Here is a 17,245-nt window from a genome sequence, read left to right as displayed (position 1 = left end):
GATGCTTTGGAGGATATTTATATGTCTTATCAAAAAGTATCAACTGCTGAAAATGTAGTCGTTGGTCATAAACGCACATTGGAAGCAATCAAAAATGGTACAGTTAAAGAAGTTGTCATCGCAGAGGATGCTGACATGCGGTTAACCCATGCTATCATTCGTATTGCAATGCAATATAACGTGCCCATAACAAAAGTTGAATCAGTTCGTAAGCTTGGTAAAGCTTCGGGGATTCAAGTGGGAGCTTCAGCAATAGGAATAATAAGTTAAAACTGTTTTTGTGAGGAGAGAGCATTTGCTCTTCCTTGCAAAAACTTTGTTTTCAACTAATAATGAACCACCTGGATATGTGGTCATACAAACATGCGAAGGGAGGATAATCAAATGCCTACTATTAACCAATTAGTGAGAAATGGTCGTACTGATAAAGTATGGAAATCTAAATCACCTGCGTTAAACAAAGGTTTTAACTCTTTAAAGAAAAAATCAACTGATATCTCTGCACCTCAAAAACGTGGTGTATGTACTCGTGTTGGTACAATGACTCCAAAGAAACCTAACTCAGCGTTACGTAAATACGCTCGTGTACGTTTAACAAACGGTATCGAGGTTACAGCTTACATCCCAGGTATCGGTCATAACCTACAAGAGCATAGCGTAGTATTAATTCGCGGTGGTCGTGTAAAGGATTTACCGGGGGTACGTTACCACATCGTTCGTGGTGCGCTTGACACAGCTGGTGTTGACAAACGTATGCAAGGACGTTCTAAATATGGTACTAAGAGACCAAAACCTGCTAAAAAATAATAACTTTAAAATGAAAGGAGGAACTCAATATGCCTCGTAAAGGACCTGTTGCGAAACGTGACGTGTTACCAGATCCAATGTACAATTCGAAGCTAGTAACACGCCTTATCAACAAAATGATGGTTGACGGTAAAAAAGGTAAATCTCAAACAATTCTTTATAATGCGTTCGATATCGTAAACGAACGTACTGGTAAAGAGCCAATGGAAGTATTCGAGCAAGCTCTTAAGAACATCATGCCTGTTCTTGAAGTACGCGCTCGTCGTGTTGGTGGTGCTAACTACCAAGTTCCAGTTGAGGTTCGTCCAGAACGCCGTACAACTTTAGGTCTTCGTTGGTTAGTAAACTACGCTCGTCTTCGTGGTGAAAAAACTATGGAAGAGCGTCTTGCTAACGAAATCTTAGATGCAGCTAACAACGCTGGTGCATCTGTTAAGAAACGTGAAGACACTCATAAAATGGCAGAAGCTAACAAAGCATTTGCTCATTACCGTTGGTAGGATTCAACGTAAAATAAATGTAAGCATAAACCGCTTTATTTGTCGCTTATGGAAGTGTGGAGAGGGAGAATGCCTCTCCCTTTCATCGGGCGCTCGTTTTACATAATGAGAGTACTGGACATACTGACATGTGTAACAATATAAAGTGGCTTTTTTGCTACTTAAAATAAAAAAATCCAATCCATATATGGAAGGAGCAAGACACCAAATGGCAAGAGAGTTCTCTTTAGAAAACACTCGTAATATTGGTATCATGGCTCACATCGATGCTGGTAAAACAACAGCAACTGAGCGTATTCTGTACTACACAGGACGTATTCATAAAATCGGTGAAACTCACGAAGGTGCATCTCAGATGGACTGGATGGAGCAAGAGCAAGAGCGTGGTATCACAATTACTTCTGCTGCAACTACAGCACAATGGAAAGGTCATCGTGTAAACATCATTGATACTCCAGGACACGTAGATTTCACAGTAGAAGTAGAACGTTCTTTACGCGTACTTGATGGCGCTGTAGCAGTACTTGATGCGCAATCTGGTGTAGAACCACAAACAGAAACTGTTTGGCGTCAGGCTACTACTTACGGCGTACCTCGTATCGTATTCGTTAACAAAATGGATAAGATCGGTGCAGATTTCTTATACTCTGTAGGAACAATCCACGATCGTTTACAAGCAAACGCACATCCAATTCAGTTACCAATCGGTGCTGAAGATGAGTTCAATGGTATCATTGACCTTGTTGAAGAGTGTGCTTACATGTACGGTAACGATTTAGGAACAGACATTCAACGTGTTGAAATTCCTGAAGAGCACAAAGAATTAGCTGAAGAATACCGTGGAAAACTTATTGAAGCGGTAGCTGAGCTTGATGAAGAAATGATGATGAAGTACCTAGAAGGTGAAGAAATCACTGTAGAAGAGCTTAAAGCTGGTATCCGTAAGGCTACAACTTCTGTAGAATTCTTCCCAGTAATCTGTGGTTCTGCATTCAAAAACAAAGGTGTTCAAATTCTGTTAGACGCAGTTATCGACTACCTTCCATCTCCACTAGATGTACCTGCTATTAAAGGTACTCTACCGGATACAGATGAAGAAGTAGAACGTAAGTCTAGCGATGAAGAACCATTCGCAGCTTTAGCATTCAAAATCATGACTGACCCTTATGTTGGTAAGTTAACGTTCTTCCGTGTGTACTCTGGTGTGTTAAACTCTGGATCATACGTGAAAAACTCAACTAAAGGTAAGCGTGAGCGTGTAGGTCGTATCCTACAAATGCACGCTAACAGCCGTGAAGAGATTTCAACAGTTTACGCTGGTGATATCGCTGCTGCTGTAGGTTTAAAAGATACTACTACTGGTGATACTCTTTGTGACGAGAAGAGCCTTGTTATCCTTGAGTCTATGGAATTCCCAGAGCCAGTTATCTCTGTAGCTATCGAACCAAAATCTAAAGCTGACCAAGATAAAATGGGTACAGCATTATCTAAGCTTTCTGAAGAAGATCCAACATTCCGTGCTCACACTGACCAAGAAACTGGCCAAACTATCATCGCTGGTATGGGTGAACTTCACCTTGATATCATCGTTGACCGTATGCGCCGTGAATTCAAAGTGGAAGCAAACGTTGGTGCTCCTCAGGTAGCATACCGTGAGACTTTCCGCGCTGCTGCGAAAGTTGAAGGTAAGTTCGCTCGTCAATCTGGTGGTCGTGGACAATTCGGTCACGTTTGGATTGAGTTTGAACCTAACGAAGAAGGTAAAGGATTCGAATTCGAAAACAAGATCGTCGGTGGTGTAGTTCCTCGTGAATACATCCCAGCTGTTGGAGCAGGTCTTGAAGATGCACTTAAAAATGGTGTACTAGCTGGTTATCCACTAGTTGACATTAAAGCTGCATTAGTTGACGGATCTTACCATGATGTCGATTCATCTGAGATGGCGTTCAAAATCGCTGCATCTATGGCACTTAAAGCTGCGGTTTCTAAATGTAGCCCAGTAATTCTTGAGCCAATGATGAAAGTTGAAGTTGTAATTCCTGAAGAGTACATGGGTGACATTATGGGTGACGTAACATCTCGTCGTGGACGTGTAGAAGGTATGGAAGCTCGCGGTAACGCACAAGTTGTTCGCGCTATGGTTCCACTTTCTGAAATGTTCGGTTATGCAACGTCATTACGTTCTAACACTCAAGGACGCGGAACATTCTCTATGGTGTTTGACCACTATGAAGAAGTACCAAAGTCTGTTTCTGAAGAAATTATCAAAAAAAATAAAGGTGAATAATTGATTTTTATCGATTGTTCAAGTATAACTACTTATGTAAGCTTAGAAAGTGGGACGTAAGTTTCACTTTCTAGTCTAAATATAAAATAACCTATATAAACTAAGGAGGAATTTAGAATGGCTAAAGCTAAATTCGAACGTTCTAAACCCCATGTTAACATCGGTACAATCGGCCACGTTGACCATGGTAAAACTACATTAACTGCTGCGATCACTACAGTTCTTGCAAAAGCTGGTGGTGCTGAAGCACGCGGATACGATCAAATCGATGCTGCTCCAGAAGAAAGAGAGCGCGGTATCACAATCTCAACTGCACACGTTGAGTACGAAACTGAAACTCGTCACTATGCACACGTTGACTGCCCAGGTCACGCTGACTATGTTAAAAACATGATCACTGGTGCTGCTCAAATGGACGGCGGTATCTTAGTAGTATCTGCTGCTGATGGCCCAATGCCTCAAACACGTGAGCACATCCTTCTTTCTCGTCAAGTAGGTGTTCCTTACATCGTTGTATTCTTAAACAAATGCGACATGGTAGATGACGAAGAATTATTAGAATTAGTAGAAATGGAAGTTCGCGACCTATTATCTGAATACGGATTCCCAGGCGACGACATTCCTGTAATCAAAGGTTCTGCTCTTAAAGCTCTTCAAGGAGAAGCTGATTGGGAAGCAAAAATCATTGAATTAATGGCTGAAGTTGATGCTTACATCCCAACTCCAGAACGTGAAACTGACAAACCATTCTTAATGCCTGTAGAGGACGTATTCTCTATCACAGGTCGTGGTACAGTTGCTACTGGTCGTGTTGAGCGCGGTATCGTTAAAGTTGGTGACGTAGTAGAAATCATCGGTCTTGCTGAAGAAAATGCTTCTACAACTGTAACTGGTGTAGAGATGTTCCGTAAACTTCTTGACCAAGCTCAAGCTGGAGACAACATCGGTGCTTTACTTCGTGGGGTTGCTCGTGAAGACATCCAACGTGGACAAGTACTTGCAAAAAGCGGTTCTGTAAAAGCTCACGCTAAATTCAAAGCTGAAGTTTTCGTATTATCTAAAGAAGAAGGTGGACGTCACACTCCATTCTTCGCTAACTACCGTCCTCAGTTCTACTTCCGTACAACTGACGTAACTGGTATCATCCAATTACCAGAAGGTACTGAAATGGTAATGCCTGGTGACAACATCGAAATGACTATCGAACTTATCGCTCCAATCGCTATCGAAGAGGGAACTAAATTCTCTATTCGTGAAGGTGGACGTACAGTAGGTTACGGTGTAGTTGCTACTATCGTTGAGTAATCTTAACTGATATAAAAAAACCTAAGGGATTTTCCCTTAGGTTTTTTGTTTGCGTTTATATAAGGAAGAAGAGGGTGTTTTTTGTTTTGACGAGTTTCTTCTATAGTATTATAAAAACGACAAAAGATAATCCAGAAACTGTAAAATGAATTCTGTTAGATGAAAACTTGAAATTCTTTAAAGTGCCATGTATAATAGCAAAAGTAGAGAAAAGCAGATGCAAACAAAAAGATGCTTGCATCTAGACGAATAACATTGTATAATAGACAATGTTGGTCTTTGACTGCGATGAAGTGGAAGGTTGCTGACACACCCGGCCGCTTTGCCATGGCATGGTGTGGGGAAATTTCCATGGAGAAGGTCTATTTTAGAAATAGGCGAACGAAGGAGGGAAAATAATGGCAAAAGAAAAAATTCGTATCCGTTTAAAAGCTTACGATCACCGTATTCTTGATCAGTCAGCTGAGAAAATTGTAGAAACAGCTAAGCGTTCTGGGGCAACAGTTTCTGGTCCGATCCCATTACCAACTGAAAAAACTGTTTACACAATTCTTCGTGCTGTTCATAAGTACAAAGATTCTCGTGAGCAATTCGAAATGCGCACGCACAAACGTCTAATCGACATCGTGAGTCCTACTCCACAAACAGTAGATTCATTAATGCGTTTAGACTTACCATCTGGTGTAGATATCGAAATCAAACTATAATTTATATAACTTAAAAATGTAGGAGGTGTAACTCATGACCAAAGGAATCTTAGGAAGAAAGATCGGTATGACTCAAGTATTTGCTGAGAACGGTGAGTTAATCCCAGTAACAGTTATCGCTGCTAATCCAAACGTTGTTCTTCAAAAGAAAACAACTGAAACTGATGGCTACAATGCAATCCAGTTAGGATTTGAAGATAAACGTGAAAAGTTAACTAACAAACCTGAACAAGGCCACACTGCTAAAGCATCTACAACTCCTAAGCGCTTCATTCGCGAAATCCGCGATGCAGACGTGGACGGATTAGAGGTTGGTCAAGAGGTAAAAGTTGACGTATTCGCTACAGGTGAAATCGTTGATGTAACAGGAATTTCTAAAGGTAAAGGTTTCCAAGGTGTTATCAAACGCCACGGACAATCTCGCGGACCTATGTCTCATGGTTCTCGCTATCACCGTCGTCCAGGTTCAATGGGCCCAGTTGCTCCGAACCGTGTATTCAAAGGCAAAAAACTTGCTGGACGTATGGGTGGAGACCAAGTTACTATCCAAAACTTAGAAATCGTTCAAGTTGACACTGAGCGCAACTTATTACTAGTAAAAGGTAACGTTCCAGGTGCTAAGAAATCTCTTGTAGTTGTTCAAGGCGCTGTGAAGGTTAGCAAATAATTCACAATAGGAAGGAGGAATTCCAATGCCAAAAGTTACTGTATATAACCAAACTGGTTCACAGGTTGGTGAAATCGAATTAGCTGAAGCTATTTTCGGTATCGAACCAAATGAAGCTGTACTTTTCGAAGCTGTAATGATGCAACGTGCATCTTTACGTCAAGGTACACACAAAGTAAAAACTCGCTCTGAAGTTCGCGGTGGTGGTCGTAAACCATGGCGTCAAAAAGGAACTGGACGTGCTCGTCAAGGGTCTATCCGCTCTCCTCAATGGCGTGGTGGTGGTACGGTATTCGGACCTACACCAAGAAGCTATGCGTACAAACTTCCTAAGAAAGTTCGTCGTTTAGCAATCAAATCTGCATTAGCTACTAAAGTAGTTGAGAACAACATTGTAGTTCTTGAAGACCTAGTGTTAAATGCACCAAAAACAAAAGACATGCTAGCAGTACTTAAAGGATTAACTGTTGAGAAGAAAGCTCTTATCGTAACTGCTGATGCAAACGAATCTGTAGAGTTATCTGCTCGCAATATCCCTGGAGTAACAGTAATCACTGCTGATGGCGTAAACGTTTTAGACGTGCTTCATCATGATAAGCTAATCATGACAAAAGCGGCAGTGGAAAAAGTAGAGGAGGTGCTTGCATAATGAGAGATCCTCGTGATATCATTAAGCGCCCAGTTATCACTGAACGTTCTATGGAAATGATGGCTGAAAAAAAATACACGTTCGATGTGGACGTTAAATCTAATAAAACAGAAGTTAAAGATGCTCTTGAAGCGATCTTTGGTGTTAAAGTAGAAAAAGTGAACATCATGAACTACAAGCCGAAAGCAAAACGCGTTGGTCGTCACGCTGGTTTTACTAGCCGTCGTCGTAAAGCAATCGTTAAGCTAACTGCTGACAGCAAAGAAATCGAAATCTTCCAAGGCGTTTAATTCTTACTAAAGAAGGAGGGAAATTGAGATGGGAATCAAAAAGTATAATCCAACTACTAACGGTCGTCGTAATATGACTACGAATGATTTCGCTGAAATCACGACTGATAGACCCGAAAAGTCATTACTTGCTCCTTTAAGCAAGAAGGCTGGTCGTAATAACCAAGGTAAAATCACTGTGCGTCATCAAGGTGGCGGACATAAGCGTCAATACCGTATCATCGACTTTAAGCGTAACAAAGATGGAATTCCAGGACGCGTTGCTACGATCGAATACGATCCAAACCGCTCTGCGAATATCGCATTAATTAACTACGTTGACGGTGAAAAACGTTACATTCTTGCTCCTAAATCTTTAGAAGTAGGTATGGAAGTTATGTCTGGCCCAGAAGCTGACATTAAAATCGGTAACGCATTACCATTAATCAACATTCCAGTAGGTACTGTTGTTCATAACATCGAGCTTAAGCCTGGTCGTGGCGGACAATTAGTTCGTTCTGCTGGTACATCTGCTCAAGTACTTGGTAAAGAAGGTAAATACGTACTTGTACGTTTAACTTCTGGTGAAGTACGTCTTGTATTATCTGCTTGTCGCGCTTCAATCGGTCAAGTAGGTAACGAACAACACGAACTTATCAAAATCGGTAAAGCAGGTCGCTCTCGCTGGTTAGGTAAACGCCCAACAGTTCGTGGTTCTGTAATGAACCCTGTTGATCACCCACACGGTGGTGGTGAAGGACGTTCTCCAATCGGACGTAAGTCTCCAATGTCTCCATGGGGTAAACCAACTCTTGGATTCAAGACTCGTAAGAAAAACAAAGCGTCTGACAAATTTATCGTTCGTCGTCGTAAAAAATAATGGGATTGTAGTACGGTTCATTTCTAGAACCGTACGCCAATCACGAAGGGAGGCACCAAAATGGCTCGTAGCTTAAAAAAAGGACCATTTGTCGATGATCACTTAATGAGCAAAATGGAAAAATTAGTTGCATCTGAGCAAAAACAAGTTGTTAAAACTTGGTCTCGCCGTTCAACAATCTTCCCTCAGTTCATCGGACACACAATCGCTGTATATGATGGTCGTAAACACGTACCTGTGTACATCACTGAGGATATGGTTGGCCATAAGTTAGGTGAATTCGCACCAACTCGTACGTACAAAGGTCACCTTGCTGACGATAAGAAAACTAGAAGATAATGAGAGGAGGCACTTCAATGCAAGCTAAAGCAGTAGCGAGAACAGTTCGTATTGCTCCTCGTAAAGTTCGTTTAGTAGTAGACTTAATCCGAGGTAAGCAAGTGGGTGAAGCGATTGCTATCCTTAACCACACACCAAAAACTGCTTCTCCAGTTGTAGAAAAAGTTTTAAAATCTGCAATCGCAAATGCAGAGCACAATTATGAGATGGACATTAACAACCTAGTTGTAGAAAAAGTTTTCGTTGACGAAGGTCCAACGTTAAAACGTTTCCGTCCACGTGCAATGGGTCGTGCAAGCCAAATTAACAAACGCACAAGCCACATCACAGTTGTGGTATCAGAAAAGAAGGAGGGATAATCGATGGGTCAAAAGGTTAATCCAATTGGTCTTCGTGTCGGCGTTATCCGTGACTGGGAATCTCGTTGGTTCGCTGAGAAAGATTACGCTACATTATTACATGAAGACATCAAAATCCGTGAGTACATTAATGTACGCTTAAAAGATTCTGCTGTTGCTAAAGTAGAAATCGAACGTGCAGCAAATCGTGTAAATGTTACAATTCACACTGCAAAACCTGGTATGGTAATTGGTAAAGGTGGTACTGAAGTTGAAGCACTTCGTAAAGCTCTTAACCAATTAACAGGCAAGCGTGTACACATCAACATTTTAGAAGTTAAGAGAGCTGATCTTAACGCTAAATTAGTAGGCGAAAACATCGCTCGTCAATTAGAAAACCGTGTATCATTCCGTCGTGCACAAAAGCAAGTTATTCAACGTGCTATGCGTGCAGGTGCTAAAGGTATTAAAACACAGGTTTCTGGTCGTCTTGGCGGAGCTGATATCGCTCGTGCAGAATCTTACAGTGAAGGAACTGTTCCACTTCATACACTTCGCGCTGATATTGACTATGCAGCAGTTGAAGCTGATACAACATACGGTAAATTAGGCGTAAAAGTATGGATCTACCGTGGAGAAGTCCTTCCTACAAAAAAGAAAGCTTCTGAGGAAGGAGGAAAATAATATGTTAATGCCAAAACGCGTAAAATATCGTAGAGAGCATCGTGGTAAAATGCGTGGTCGTGCTAAAGGTGGAACTGAAATTGCTTTCGGTGAATTCGGTTTACAAGCACAAGCTGCTTCATGGATTACAAACCGTCAAATCGAAGCTGCTCGTCGTGCAATGACTCGTTACATGAAACGTGGCGGTAAAGTATGGATTAAAATTTTCCCTTCTAAACCTTACACTGCAAAACCTCTAGAAGTACGTATGGGTTCCGGTAAAGGGGCACCAGAAGGCTGGGTAGCAGTAGTAAAACCTGGGAAAATTATGTTCGAAATCGCGGGTGTATCTGAAGAGGTAGCACGCGAAGCATTACGTCTTGCAGCTCACAAGTTACCTGTGAAATGTAAATTCGTAAAACGTGAAGAAAATGGTGGTGAATCTAATGAAAACTAATGATATTCGTGAATTAACCACTGCCGAAATCGAAACAAAAGTTAAAGCTTTAAAGGAAGAGTTGTTTAATCTTCGCTTCCAACTTGCTACAGGACAATTAGAGAATCCAACTCGCATTCGTGAAGTGCGTAAAGCAATTGCTCGTATGAAAACTGTAGTTCGTGAAAGAGAGATCGGAATTAATCGATAAATTGAGGGGAGGTTTGCATAGTGAGCGAACGTAACCAACGCAAAGTTTATACTGGTCGTGTAGTGTCTGACAAAATGGACAAAACGATTACAGTTTTAGTTGAAACTTACAAAACTCATTCCTTGTACGGAAAACGTGTTAAGTATTCTAAGAAGTACAAAGCCCATGATGAGCAAAACCAAGCGAAACTTGGCGATATCGTTAAAATCATGGAAACTCGCCCGCTTTCTGCTACTAAGCGTTTCCGTTTAGTTGAAATCGTTGAAGAAGCGGTTATTATCTAAATAGACGAATCGGAATTTTTAGTCCGAAGGGAGGTTTCATAACATGATCCAACAAGAATCTCGTTTGAAAGTTGCTGACAACTCTGGTGCACGTGAACTTTTAACAATTAAAGTATTAGGCGGCTCTGGTCGTAAATATGCTAACATTGGTGACATTATCGTTGCTACGGTAAAACAAGCAACACCAGGTGGCGTTGTTAAAAAAGGTGACGTTGTTAAAGCAGTAGTAGTACGTACGAAGAGCGGAGCTCGTCGTCCGGACGGTTCTTACATCAAATTTGATGAAAACGCAGCGGTTATCATTAAAGACGATAAGAGCCCACGTGGTACTCGTATCTTCGGACCAGTAGCTCGTGAATTACGTGATAGCAACTTCATGAAGATCGTTTCTTTAGCTCCAGAAGTTCTATAATTTAAGGTATTGCCTTGCTAAGGAGGTGCAGAATTAAGATGCATGTAAAAAAAGGTGATAAAGTACAGGTAATCACTGGTAAAGACAAAGGAAAACAAGGCGTTATCCTTGTGGCTTTCCCAAAGCAAAACCGTGTTATCGTTGAGGGTGTCAATATCGTTAAGAAGCACTCTAAGCCATCTCAATTAAATCCACAAGGTGGAATTATTACTAAAGAAGCACCTATTCACGTTTCTAACGTTATGATTTTAGATCCGAAAACAGGTGAACCTACTCGCGTAGGCTTCAAAGTAGAAGATGGTAAAAAAGTTCGTATTGCAAAAAAATCTGGTGAATTATTAGATAAATAATTTTCTTAAGAAAGGAGGTCACTTCATTGAATCGCCTTAAAGAGAAGTTCCAAAAGGAAATTACTCCTGCTCTAGTGAGCAAGTTTAACTATAAATCTGTAATGCAGGTACCAAAAATCGAAAAGATCGTAATCAACACTGGTGTTGGTGACGCGGTATCTAACTCAAAAGCGTTAGACAACGCAGTAGAAGAATTAACACAAATCACAGGTCAAAAACCTGTTGTAACTCGTGCTAAAAAATCAATCGCTGGTTTCCGTCTTCGTGAAGGTATGCCAATCGGTGCGAAAGTAACTTTACGCGGCGAGCAAATGTATGAGTTCTTCGACAAATTAGTATCAGTTTCTTTACCACGTGTACGTGATTTCCGTGGTGTTTCTAAGAAATCATTCGATGGTCGTGGAAACTATACATTAGGTGTTAAAGAGCAACTTATTTTCCCTGAGATTGATTATGATAAAGTAAGCAAAGTCCGCGGTATGGACATCGTAATCGTTACTACAGCGAAAACTGATGAAGAAGCTCGTGAACTTTTAACACAATTCGGTATGCCATTCCAAAAATAATGGAAGCCAACGCTAAGTAGAGGAGGCGAAAACGTGGCTAAAAAATCTATGATAGCGAAACAAAAGCGTACTCCTAAGTTTAAAGTACAAGAGTATACACGTTGCGAACGCTGCGGTCGTCCGCATTCTGTATACCGCAAATTTAAACTTTGCCGTATTTGTTTCCGTGAACTTGCATATAAAGGTCAAATTCCTGGTGTTAAAAAAGCTAGTTGGTAAAACCCACAAATGGGAAGGAGGTAAAACACATGGTGATGACAGATCCAATTGCAGACATGCTTACTCGCATCCGTAATGCGAACATGGTACGTCATGAGAAATTAGAGGTTCCTGCTTCTAAAATCAAAAAAGAGATCGCTGAACTTTTAAAACGTGAAGGTTTCATTCGTGATGTAGAATACATCGAGGATAACAAACAAGGTATCCTTCGTATTTTCCTGAAATATGGTGCAAACAATGAACGTGTAATCACTGGATTAAAACGTATCAGTAAACCTGGCTTACGCGTTTACGCTAAAGCTGACGAAGTACCACGTGTACTTAACGGATTAGGTATCGCTCTTGTTTCTACATCTAAGGGAGTAATGACAGACAAAGACGCTCGTCAATTACAAACTGGTGGAGAAGTAGTAGCATACGTTTGGTAATATATATTTAAAACGAACGGAGGTGTGACCACATGTCTCGTATTGGTAAAAAGATTCTTGAAATCCCTGCAGGTGTTACTATTACAGTTGCAGAAGACAATACTGTAACAGTAAAAGGCCCTAAAGGTGAATTAACTCGTACTTTCAATGCTGATATGCTTATCAAAATTGAAGAGAATACATTAACAGTTGAGCGTCCATCTGAACAGAAGGAACACCGTGCATTACACGGTACAACTCGTGCTTTAATCGGAAACATGGTTGAAGGTGTAACTGAAGGTTTCGCACGCGGACTTGAATTAGTCGGTGTTGGTTACCGTGCTCAAAAACAAGGTGATAAACTTGTTTTAAGCGTAGGTTATTCTCATCCAGTAGAAATGACTCCGGAAGCAGGTCTTGAAGTTGAAGTACCTGCACCAACTAAGATCGTAATTAAAGGTATCGACAAGCAACGTGTTGGCGAATTCGCTGCTAACATCCGTGCTGTACGTGCTCCTGAGCCTTACAAAGGTAAAGGTATTCGTTACGAAGGCGAAGTTGTTCGTCGTAAAGAAGGTAAAACTGCTAAGTAAACCCGTTAGGTGAGAGAAAGGAGTGACAAGAATGATCACTAAAGCTGATAAAAATGCGACTCGTAAGAAAAGACATGCACGTGTACGTGCTAAACTTACTGGTACTGCAGAGCGTCCACGTTTAAACGTGTTCCGTTCTAACCAACATATTTACGCTCAAGTTATTGATGATGTGAATGGTGTAACGTTAGTAAGTGCATCTACTCTTGATAAAGACCTTGCTCTTAACGGTACTAGCAATATTGAAGCTGCTACGAAAGTTGGAGAATCAGTTGCTAAGCGTGCTGTAGAGAAAGGCGTTAAAGAAGTAGTATTTGATCGCGGTGGTTACTTATACCATGGCCGTGTTAAAGCTCTAGCTGAAGCTGCTCGTGAGGCTGGATTACAATTTTAATGGTCAAAGGAGGGAAAATTGATGCATCGCATTGACCCAAGTAAATTAGAACTTGAAGAACGTGTAGTTACGATAAATCGTGTCGCGAAAGTTGTTAAGGGTGGTCGTCGTTTCCGCTTTGCTGCACTAGTTGTAGTTGGCGATAAAAACGGTCATGTTGGATTCGGTACTGGTAAAGCACAAGAGGTACCAGACGCAATCCGTAAAGCTATCGAAGACGCTAAGAAAAACTTAATCGCTGTACCATTAGTTGGTACAACAATTCCACACACAATCAACGGTCATTTTGGCGCTGGTGAAGTATTCTTAAAACCTGCTGCTGAGGGTACTGGTGTTATTGCTGGTGGACCTGTTCGTGCGGTCCTTGAATTAGCTGGTGTACAAGATATTCTTTCGAAATCTCTTGGTTCTAACACACCAATCAACATGATTCGCGCTACTGTGAACGGATTAAGCGAACTTAAGCGCGCTGAAGATGTTGCAAAATTACGCGGTAAATCTGTAGAAGAGCTACTAGGTTAAGGAGGGAAAACAAATGGCGAAAAAGTTAGAAATTACCCTCACTCGTAGTGTAATTGGTCGTCCACAAGATCAACGTGCGACGGTAGAAGCTTTAGGTCTTAAAAAGTTGAATTCAACTGTAGTTAAGGAAGAAACTCCTGCTATTCTTGGTATGATCAACAAAGTTTCTCACCTTGTAACTGTAAAAGAAGCTTAAGGATAACTCATTAATATAAGGAGGTGCCTGGGAATGAAACTTCATGAATTAAAACCTGCAGAAGGTTCTCGTAAAGTACGTAACCGTGTCGGTCGTGGTATCGGTTCTGGTAACGGTAAAACTGCTGGTAAAGGTCATAAAGGACAAAACGCACGTTCTGGCGGCGGTGTTCGTCTTGGCTTCGAAGGTGGTCAAACTCCATTATTCCGTCGTTTACCAAAACGCGGCTTCACAAACATTAACCGTAAAGAGTTTGCTATTGTAAACTTATCAACGTTAAATCGTTTTGAAGATGGTACAGAAGTAACACCTGAATTATTGCTGGAAACTGGCGTTATCAGCAAGTTAAACGACGGTGTTAAAGTTCTTGCAAGCGGAGCAGTAGAGAAAAAACTAACTGTTAAAGCGCACAAGTTCTCTTCAAGTGCTAAAGAAGCAATTGAAGCAGCTGGCGGATCAGTTGAGGTGATCTAATGTTTCGTACAATCTCCAACTTTATGCGCGTTGCTGAGATAAGACGTAAAATATTATTCACTTTAGCGATGTTAATCGTATTCAGGATTGGCACGTTTATCCCCGTGCCATTTACAAATGGAGACGTACTGAAGGCACAAGATCAATTAAATGCTTTAGGTATTCTAAATACATTTGGCGGTGGAGCCTTGAAAAACTTCTCCATCTTTGCGATGGGAATCATGCCGTATATTACAGCATCCATCATCGTGCAATTATTGCAGATGGATGTTGTTCCTAAATTTTCGGAATGGTCGAAGCAAGGTGAAATGGGCCGTCGTAAATTAACGCAATTCACGCGTTACTTTACAATTGTTCTTGCGTTTATTCAGGGGTTTGGTATGTCAATCGGTTTTAACGGTATGGTAGGTGGACAATTAATTTTGAATCCAGGTTGGAGCACTTATTTATACATTGCTACGGTACTGACTGCTGGTACTGCATTTTTAATGTGGTTAGGTGAACAGATTACAGCTAAAGGTGTAGGTAATGGTATTTCCATCCTTATCTTTGGCGGTATTGCCGCAGCGATCCCAAGTGTTATATCTCAAGTGTATCAGCAACAGTTTCAAAATATCGGAGATCAATTGTTCATGAGTATCGTTAAAGTTGCATTGATTTTACTAGCTGTGCTAGCAGTTATTGTGGGTGTTATTTTCATTCAACAGGCTGTTAGAAAGATCCCAATTCAATATGCGAAGCGTGTAACAGGAGGAAATGGTGGTTATGCTGGAGCACAAAACACACATTTACCGCTTAAGGTAAATAGTGCTGGTGTTATTCCAGTAATTTTTGCTGTTTCATTCTTAATTACGCCTCCGACTATTGCACAGTTCTTCCCGAAACATGATGTATCGCAGTGGATTATTGCAAACTTTAACTATTCTCACCCAGTGGGAATGATCATATATGTTGCGCTCATTGTAGCCTTCACATATTTCTATGCATTTGTTCAGGTTAATCCAGAGCAAATGTCAGAGAATCTAAACAAGCAAGGTGGATATGTTCCAGGTATTCGTCCGGGTAAGAATACGGAACAATATCTAACAAAAATCTTGTATCGTTTGACCTTTGTAGGATCAATTTTCCTAGCAGCGATTGCAATCTTACCAGTTATCTTTACGAAATTGGGAAATCTTCCTCCATCTGCACAGATCGGTGGAACGAGTATGTTAATCGTTGTCGGCGTTGCTTTAGAAACAATGAAGCAGCTAGAAAGCCAACTGGTAAAACGCCATTACAAAGGGTTTATCAAGCAGTGAGTAAGTGGGAAGAATTGTCTTCCCTACATGCTCATGTACTCTGAGGGGGAACAAGGATGAACTTAATTTTAATGGGGCTTCCTGGTGCTGGTAAAGGTACACAAGCCGAACAGATTGTTGCCAAGTATAACATCCCTCACATTTCAACAGGAGACATGTTCCGTGCAGCTATGAAGGCTGAAACTGAAATGGGTCTACAAGCAAAATCTTTTATTGATAAAGGTGCACTTGTTCCAGATGAAGTTACAATCGGAATCGTTCGTGAACGTTTAAGTCAAGACGACTGCGTAAGAGGTTTCTTACTAGACGGTTTCCCACGAACTGTTGCACAAGCATCAGCTCTTGAAGAAATTATGAAAGATCTTGGCAAAAAAATCGACTATGTTTTAAACATTAATGTGGATTCAGGGTTGTTATTAAAACGCCTTACAGGCCGTCGCATTTGTAAAGAGTGCGGTGCGACTTACCACTTAGAATTCAATCCACCAGCAAAAGCTGATGTGTGCGATAAATGTGGTGGCGAATTATATCAACGCTCTGATGACAATGAAGAAACTGTAGCAAATCGTTTAGATGTAAATATTAAGCAAACAAAACCTTTGCTTGATTTCTACGAAGAGCTTGGTTACTTACAAAGCATTAATGGTGAGCAAGATATCAATAAAGTATTTGCTGATATCGATGTTCTCATCGGAGGCTTAGCGTAATGATAATCTGCAAAACTCCTCGCGAGATAGAAATCATGCGAGAAGCTGGCAGGATCGTTGCTTTGACTCATCAAGAGTTGAAACAGCACATTACTCCAGGAATTACAACGAAAGAGCTCGATCAAATAGCGGAAAAGACGATTCAAAAATATGGTGCTACGCCATCTTTTAAAGGATACAACGGATTTCCGGGGAGCATATGTGCTTCTGTAAATGAAGAGCTTGTACACGGAATTCCAGGGAAGCGCAAGCTCAAAGAGGGCGATATCATCAGTATCGATATTGGTGCGAAATACAATGGGTACCATGGAGATTCTGCATGGACGTATCCAGTTGGAAACATTTCTGAATCTGTTCAAAAGCTACTTGATGTCACAGAAAAATCGTTGTATCTTGGTCTAGAACAAGTAAAACCAGGCGAGAGATTATCAAATATCTCACATGCGGTTCAAACCCATGCTGAAGAGAATGGATTCTCGATCGTTAGGGAGTATGTTGGTCACGGAATCGGGCAAGACTTACATGAGGACCCTCAAATCCCGCACTATGGTCCACCAAATAGAGGCCCTAGATTAAAGCCGGGAATGGTCATCTGTGTTGAGCCGATGGTGAATCAAGGAAGACGATATGTAAAAACACTATCTGATGACTGGACAGTGGTAACGGTAGATGGTAAATGGTGTGCCCATTTTGAGCACACGATTGCTCTTACAGAAGCAGGATACGAAATCCTTACCACTTTATAAGTAGCTGGCTCTCCGG

The 17,245-nt window shown here is 41.1% G+C and carries 29 protein-coding genes; all 29 read left to right on the top strand.

Annotation, left to right across the window (positions count from 1 at the left end):
* Positions 1–21 precede the first annotated feature (21 nt).
* Positions 22–270 carry a 50S ribosomal protein L7ae-like protein gene (locus ACTFN4_RS28765; RefSeq protein WP_000121836.1) on the top strand — a complete coding sequence of 83 codons (249 nt, stop codon included), beginning with the start codon at positions 22–24 and terminating at the stop codon, positions 268–270.
* A 114-nt stretch (positions 271–384) separates the two neighbouring features.
* Positions 385–807 carry a 30S ribosomal protein S12 gene (gene rpsL, locus ACTFN4_RS28760; protein WP_001142341.1) on the top strand — a complete coding sequence of 141 codons (423 nt, stop codon included), beginning with the start codon at positions 385–387 and terminating at the stop codon, positions 805–807.
* A gap of 29 nt (positions 808–836) precedes the next feature.
* Positions 837–1,307, top strand: coding sequence for a 30S ribosomal protein S7 (rpsG, locus tag ACTFN4_RS28755; RefSeq protein WP_001137491.1), 471 nt, complete (start codon positions 837–839; stop codon positions 1,305–1,307).
* A 208-nt stretch (positions 1,308–1,515) separates the two neighbouring features.
* On the top strand, positions 1,516–3,594 hold the full coding sequence (fusA, locus tag ACTFN4_RS28750) for an elongation factor G (RefSeq protein WP_000090370.1): 2,079 nt from the start codon (positions 1,516–1,518) through the stop codon (positions 3,592–3,594).
* Positions 3,595–3,711: 117 nt separating this feature from the next.
* Positions 3,712–4,899, top strand: coding sequence for an elongation factor Tu (gene tuf, locus ACTFN4_RS28745; RefSeq protein ID WP_001029614.1), 1,188 nt, complete (start codon positions 3,712–3,714; stop codon positions 4,897–4,899).
* 398 nt (positions 4,900–5,297) lie between these two features.
* A complete protein-coding gene (gene rpsJ / locus ACTFN4_RS28740) occupies positions 5,298–5,606 on the top strand; it encodes a 30S ribosomal protein S10 (RefSeq protein ID WP_001040596.1) in 309 nt (102 codons plus the stop codon).
* A 34-nt stretch (positions 5,607–5,640) separates the two neighbouring features.
* Entirely contained in the window at positions 5,641–6,273 is a 633-nt protein-coding gene (gene rplC, locus ACTFN4_RS28735; RefSeq protein ID WP_000160207.1) for a 50S ribosomal protein L3, read from the top strand.
* A gap of 25 nt (positions 6,274–6,298) precedes the next feature.
* Positions 6,299–6,922 (top strand): 50S ribosomal protein L4, encoded by a 624-nt coding sequence (gene rplD / locus ACTFN4_RS28730; protein ID WP_001127258.1) that lies wholly within the window; start codon positions 6,299–6,301, stop codon positions 6,920–6,922.
* Positions 6,922–7,212, top strand: coding sequence for a 50S ribosomal protein L23 (rplW, locus tag ACTFN4_RS28725; protein ID WP_001205558.1), 291 nt, complete (start codon positions 6,922–6,924; stop codon positions 7,210–7,212). The genes rplD and rplW overlap by 1 nt, the downstream gene beginning before the upstream one ends.
* Positions 7,213–7,240: 28 nt before the next feature.
* Positions 7,241–8,071: a 50S ribosomal protein L2 gene (gene rplB, locus ACTFN4_RS28720; protein WP_000511583.1), complete on the top strand. Its 831-nt coding sequence runs from the start codon at positions 7,241–7,243 to the stop codon at positions 8,069–8,071.
* A 60-nt stretch (positions 8,072–8,131) separates the two neighbouring features.
* Complete coding sequence (rpsS, locus tag ACTFN4_RS28715; protein ID WP_000124454.1) at positions 8,132–8,410, top strand: 30S ribosomal protein S19; 279 nt, start codon at positions 8,132–8,134, stop codon at positions 8,408–8,410.
* Positions 8,411–8,427: 17 nt separating this feature from the next.
* Positions 8,428–8,769, top strand: coding sequence for a 50S ribosomal protein L22 (gene rplV, locus ACTFN4_RS28710; protein ID WP_001148024.1), 342 nt, complete (start codon positions 8,428–8,430; stop codon positions 8,767–8,769).
* 3 nt (positions 8,770–8,772) lie between these two features.
* Positions 8,773–9,432 carry a 30S ribosomal protein S3 gene (gene rpsC / locus ACTFN4_RS28705; RefSeq protein WP_000529956.1) on the top strand — a complete coding sequence of 220 codons (660 nt, stop codon included), beginning with the start codon at positions 8,773–8,775 and terminating at the stop codon, positions 9,430–9,432.
* A 1-nt stretch (position 9,433) separates the two neighbouring features.
* The gene (rplP, locus tag ACTFN4_RS28700) at positions 9,434–9,868 is read left to right on the top strand and encodes a 50S ribosomal protein L16 (protein WP_000928969.1); all 435 of its coding nucleotides are present in this window, start codon (positions 9,434–9,436) and stop codon (positions 9,866–9,868) included.
* A complete protein-coding gene (rpmC, locus tag ACTFN4_RS28695; protein ID WP_000855718.1) occupies positions 9,858–10,058 on the top strand; it encodes a 50S ribosomal protein L29 in 201 nt (66 codons plus the stop codon). The genes rplP and rpmC overlap by 11 nt, the downstream gene beginning before the upstream one ends.
* Positions 10,059–10,078: 20 nt before the next feature.
* On the top strand, positions 10,079–10,342 hold the full coding sequence (rpsQ, locus tag ACTFN4_RS28690) for a 30S ribosomal protein S17 (RefSeq protein ID WP_000004106.1): 264 nt from the start codon (positions 10,079–10,081) through the stop codon (positions 10,340–10,342).
* Positions 10,343–10,385: 43 nt separating this feature from the next.
* Positions 10,386–10,754 carry a 50S ribosomal protein L14 gene (rplN, locus tag ACTFN4_RS28685; protein ID WP_000615912.1) on the top strand — a complete coding sequence of 123 codons (369 nt, stop codon included), beginning with the start codon at positions 10,386–10,388 and terminating at the stop codon, positions 10,752–10,754.
* Between the two features lie 38 nt (positions 10,755–10,792).
* Positions 10,793–11,104 carry a 50S ribosomal protein L24 gene (rplX, locus tag ACTFN4_RS28680; RefSeq protein WP_000558200.1) on the top strand — a complete coding sequence of 104 codons (312 nt, stop codon included), beginning with the start codon at positions 10,793–10,795 and terminating at the stop codon, positions 11,102–11,104.
* Positions 11,105–11,130: 26 nt separating this feature from the next.
* Positions 11,131–11,670, top strand: a complete 540-nt coding sequence (gene rplE / locus ACTFN4_RS28675) for a 50S ribosomal protein L5 (protein ID WP_001080831.1) — start codon at positions 11,131–11,133, stop codon at positions 11,668–11,670.
* Positions 11,671–11,703: 33 nt separating this feature from the next.
* Entirely contained in the window at positions 11,704–11,889 is a 186-nt protein-coding gene (gene rpsN / locus ACTFN4_RS28670; protein WP_001085700.1) for a 30S ribosomal protein S14, read from the top strand.
* A 29-nt stretch (positions 11,890–11,918) separates the two neighbouring features.
* Positions 11,919–12,317, top strand: coding sequence for a 30S ribosomal protein S8 (gene rpsH, locus ACTFN4_RS28665; RefSeq protein WP_000245511.1), 399 nt, complete (start codon positions 11,919–11,921; stop codon positions 12,315–12,317).
* Positions 12,318–12,349: 32 nt separating this feature from the next.
* On the top strand, positions 12,350–12,889 hold the full coding sequence (gene rplF, locus ACTFN4_RS28660; protein WP_000086558.1) for a 50S ribosomal protein L6: 540 nt from the start codon (positions 12,350–12,352) through the stop codon (positions 12,887–12,889).
* 31 nt (positions 12,890–12,920) lie between these two features.
* Entirely contained in the window at positions 12,921–13,283 is a 363-nt protein-coding gene (gene rplR, locus ACTFN4_RS28655) for a 50S ribosomal protein L18 (protein ID WP_000628816.1), read from the top strand.
* 21 nt (positions 13,284–13,304) lie between these two features.
* A complete protein-coding gene (gene rpsE, locus ACTFN4_RS28650; RefSeq protein WP_000554646.1) occupies positions 13,305–13,805 on the top strand; it encodes a 30S ribosomal protein S5 in 501 nt (166 codons plus the stop codon).
* A gap of 13 nt (positions 13,806–13,818) precedes the next feature.
* Complete coding sequence (rpmD, locus tag ACTFN4_RS28645) at positions 13,819–14,001, top strand: 50S ribosomal protein L30 (protein WP_001085234.1); 183 nt, start codon at positions 13,819–13,821, stop codon at positions 13,999–14,001.
* 33 nt (positions 14,002–14,034) lie between these two features.
* Positions 14,035–14,475, top strand: a complete 441-nt coding sequence (gene rplO / locus ACTFN4_RS28640) for a 50S ribosomal protein L15 (protein ID WP_000766081.1) — start codon at positions 14,035–14,037, stop codon at positions 14,473–14,475.
* The gene (gene secY / locus ACTFN4_RS28635; protein WP_000490117.1) at positions 14,475–15,776 is read left to right on the top strand and encodes a preprotein translocase subunit SecY; all 1,302 of its coding nucleotides are present in this window, start codon (positions 14,475–14,477) and stop codon (positions 15,774–15,776) included. The genes rplO and secY overlap by 1 nt, the downstream gene beginning before the upstream one ends.
* 56 nt (positions 15,777–15,832) lie before the next feature.
* Positions 15,833–16,483 (top strand): adenylate kinase, encoded by a 651-nt coding sequence (locus ACTFN4_RS28630; protein WP_001048989.1) that lies wholly within the window; start codon positions 15,833–15,835, stop codon positions 16,481–16,483.
* Positions 16,483–17,229, top strand: coding sequence for a type I methionyl aminopeptidase (gene map, locus ACTFN4_RS28625; protein ID WP_000582539.1), 747 nt, complete (start codon positions 16,483–16,485; stop codon positions 17,227–17,229). Before ACTFN4_RS28630 ends, map begins: the two co-directional genes overlap by 1 nt.
* The last annotated feature ends 16 nt before the right edge of the window (positions 17,230–17,245 follow it).

The sequence above is a fragment of the Bacillus cereus group sp. MYBK95-2 genome, assembly GCF_051915225.1.
Classification (GTDB): domain Bacteria; phylum Bacillota; class Bacilli; order Bacillales; family Bacillaceae_G; genus Bacillus_A; species Bacillus_A cereus.
The sequence above is the reverse complement of the archived record's forward strand: the minus strand, read 5'-3'. Positions and strand labels throughout refer to the sequence as shown.

Excerpts from the sequence above, each read along its gene's own strand:
- ACTFN4_RS28630 (WP_001048989.1), top strand. The coding sequence starts at position 15,833 with ATGAACTTAATTTTAATGGGGCTTCCTGGTGCTGGTAAAGGTACACAA.
- rplX (WP_000558200.1), top strand. The coding sequence starts at position 10,793 with ATGCATGTAAAAAAAGGTGATAAAGTACAGGTAATCACTGGTAAAGAC.
- rplO (WP_000766081.1), top strand. The coding sequence starts at position 14,035 with ATGAAACTTCATGAATTAAAACCTGCAGAAGGTTCTCGTAAAGTACGT.
- rplD (WP_001127258.1), top strand. The coding sequence starts at position 6,299 with ATGCCAAAAGTTACTGTATATAACCAAACTGGTTCACAGGTTGGTGAA.
- ACTFN4_RS28765 (WP_000121836.1), top strand. The coding sequence starts at position 22 with ATGTCTTATCAAAAAGTATCAACTGCTGAAAATGTAGTCGTTGGTCAT.
- rpmC (WP_000855718.1), top strand. The coding sequence starts at position 9,858 with ATGAAAACTAATGATATTCGTGAATTAACCACTGCCGAAATCGAAACA.
- rpsL (WP_001142341.1), top strand. The coding sequence starts at position 385 with ATGCCTACTATTAACCAATTAGTGAGAAATGGTCGTACTGATAAAGTA.
- fusA (WP_000090370.1), top strand. The coding sequence starts at position 1,516 with ATGGCAAGAGAGTTCTCTTTAGAAAACACTCGTAATATTGGTATCATG.
- rplB (WP_000511583.1), top strand. The coding sequence starts at position 7,241 with ATGGGAATCAAAAAGTATAATCCAACTACTAACGGTCGTCGTAATATG.
- rplP (WP_000928969.1), top strand. The coding sequence starts at position 9,434 with ATGTTAATGCCAAAACGCGTAAAATATCGTAGAGAGCATCGTGGTAAA.
- secY (WP_000490117.1), top strand. The coding sequence starts at position 14,475 with ATGTTTCGTACAATCTCCAACTTTATGCGCGTTGCTGAGATAAGACGT.
- rplV (WP_001148024.1), top strand. The coding sequence starts at position 8,428 with ATGCAAGCTAAAGCAGTAGCGAGAACAGTTCGTATTGCTCCTCGTAAA.
- rplC (WP_000160207.1), top strand. The coding sequence starts at position 5,641 with ATGACCAAAGGAATCTTAGGAAGAAAGATCGGTATGACTCAAGTATTT.
- tuf (WP_001029614.1), top strand. The coding sequence starts at position 3,712 with ATGGCTAAAGCTAAATTCGAACGTTCTAAACCCCATGTTAACATCGGT.
- rplF (WP_000086558.1), top strand. The coding sequence starts at position 12,350 with ATGTCTCGTATTGGTAAAAAGATTCTTGAAATCCCTGCAGGTGTTACT.
- map (WP_000582539.1), top strand. The coding sequence starts at position 16,483 with ATGATAATCTGCAAAACTCCTCGCGAGATAGAAATCATGCGAGAAGCT.
- rpsC (WP_000529956.1), top strand. The coding sequence starts at position 8,773 with ATGGGTCAAAAGGTTAATCCAATTGGTCTTCGTGTCGGCGTTATCCGT.
- rpmD (WP_001085234.1), top strand. The coding sequence starts at position 13,819 with ATGGCGAAAAAGTTAGAAATTACCCTCACTCGTAGTGTAATTGGTCGT.
- rplR (WP_000628816.1), top strand. The coding sequence starts at position 12,921 with ATGATCACTAAAGCTGATAAAAATGCGACTCGTAAGAAAAGACATGCA.
- rpsG (WP_001137491.1), top strand. The coding sequence starts at position 837 with ATGCCTCGTAAAGGACCTGTTGCGAAACGTGACGTGTTACCAGATCCA.
- rplW (WP_001205558.1), top strand. The coding sequence starts at position 6,922 with ATGAGAGATCCTCGTGATATCATTAAGCGCCCAGTTATCACTGAACGT.
- rplN (WP_000615912.1), top strand. The coding sequence starts at position 10,386 with ATGATCCAACAAGAATCTCGTTTGAAAGTTGCTGACAACTCTGGTGCA.
- rpsH (WP_000245511.1), top strand. The coding sequence starts at position 11,919 with ATGGTGATGACAGATCCAATTGCAGACATGCTTACTCGCATCCGTAAT.
- rpsJ (WP_001040596.1), top strand. The coding sequence starts at position 5,298 with ATGGCAAAAGAAAAAATTCGTATCCGTTTAAAAGCTTACGATCACCGT.
- rpsS (WP_000124454.1), top strand. The coding sequence starts at position 8,132 with ATGGCTCGTAGCTTAAAAAAAGGACCATTTGTCGATGATCACTTAATG.
- rpsE (WP_000554646.1), top strand. The coding sequence starts at position 13,305 with ATGCATCGCATTGACCCAAGTAAATTAGAACTTGAAGAACGTGTAGTT.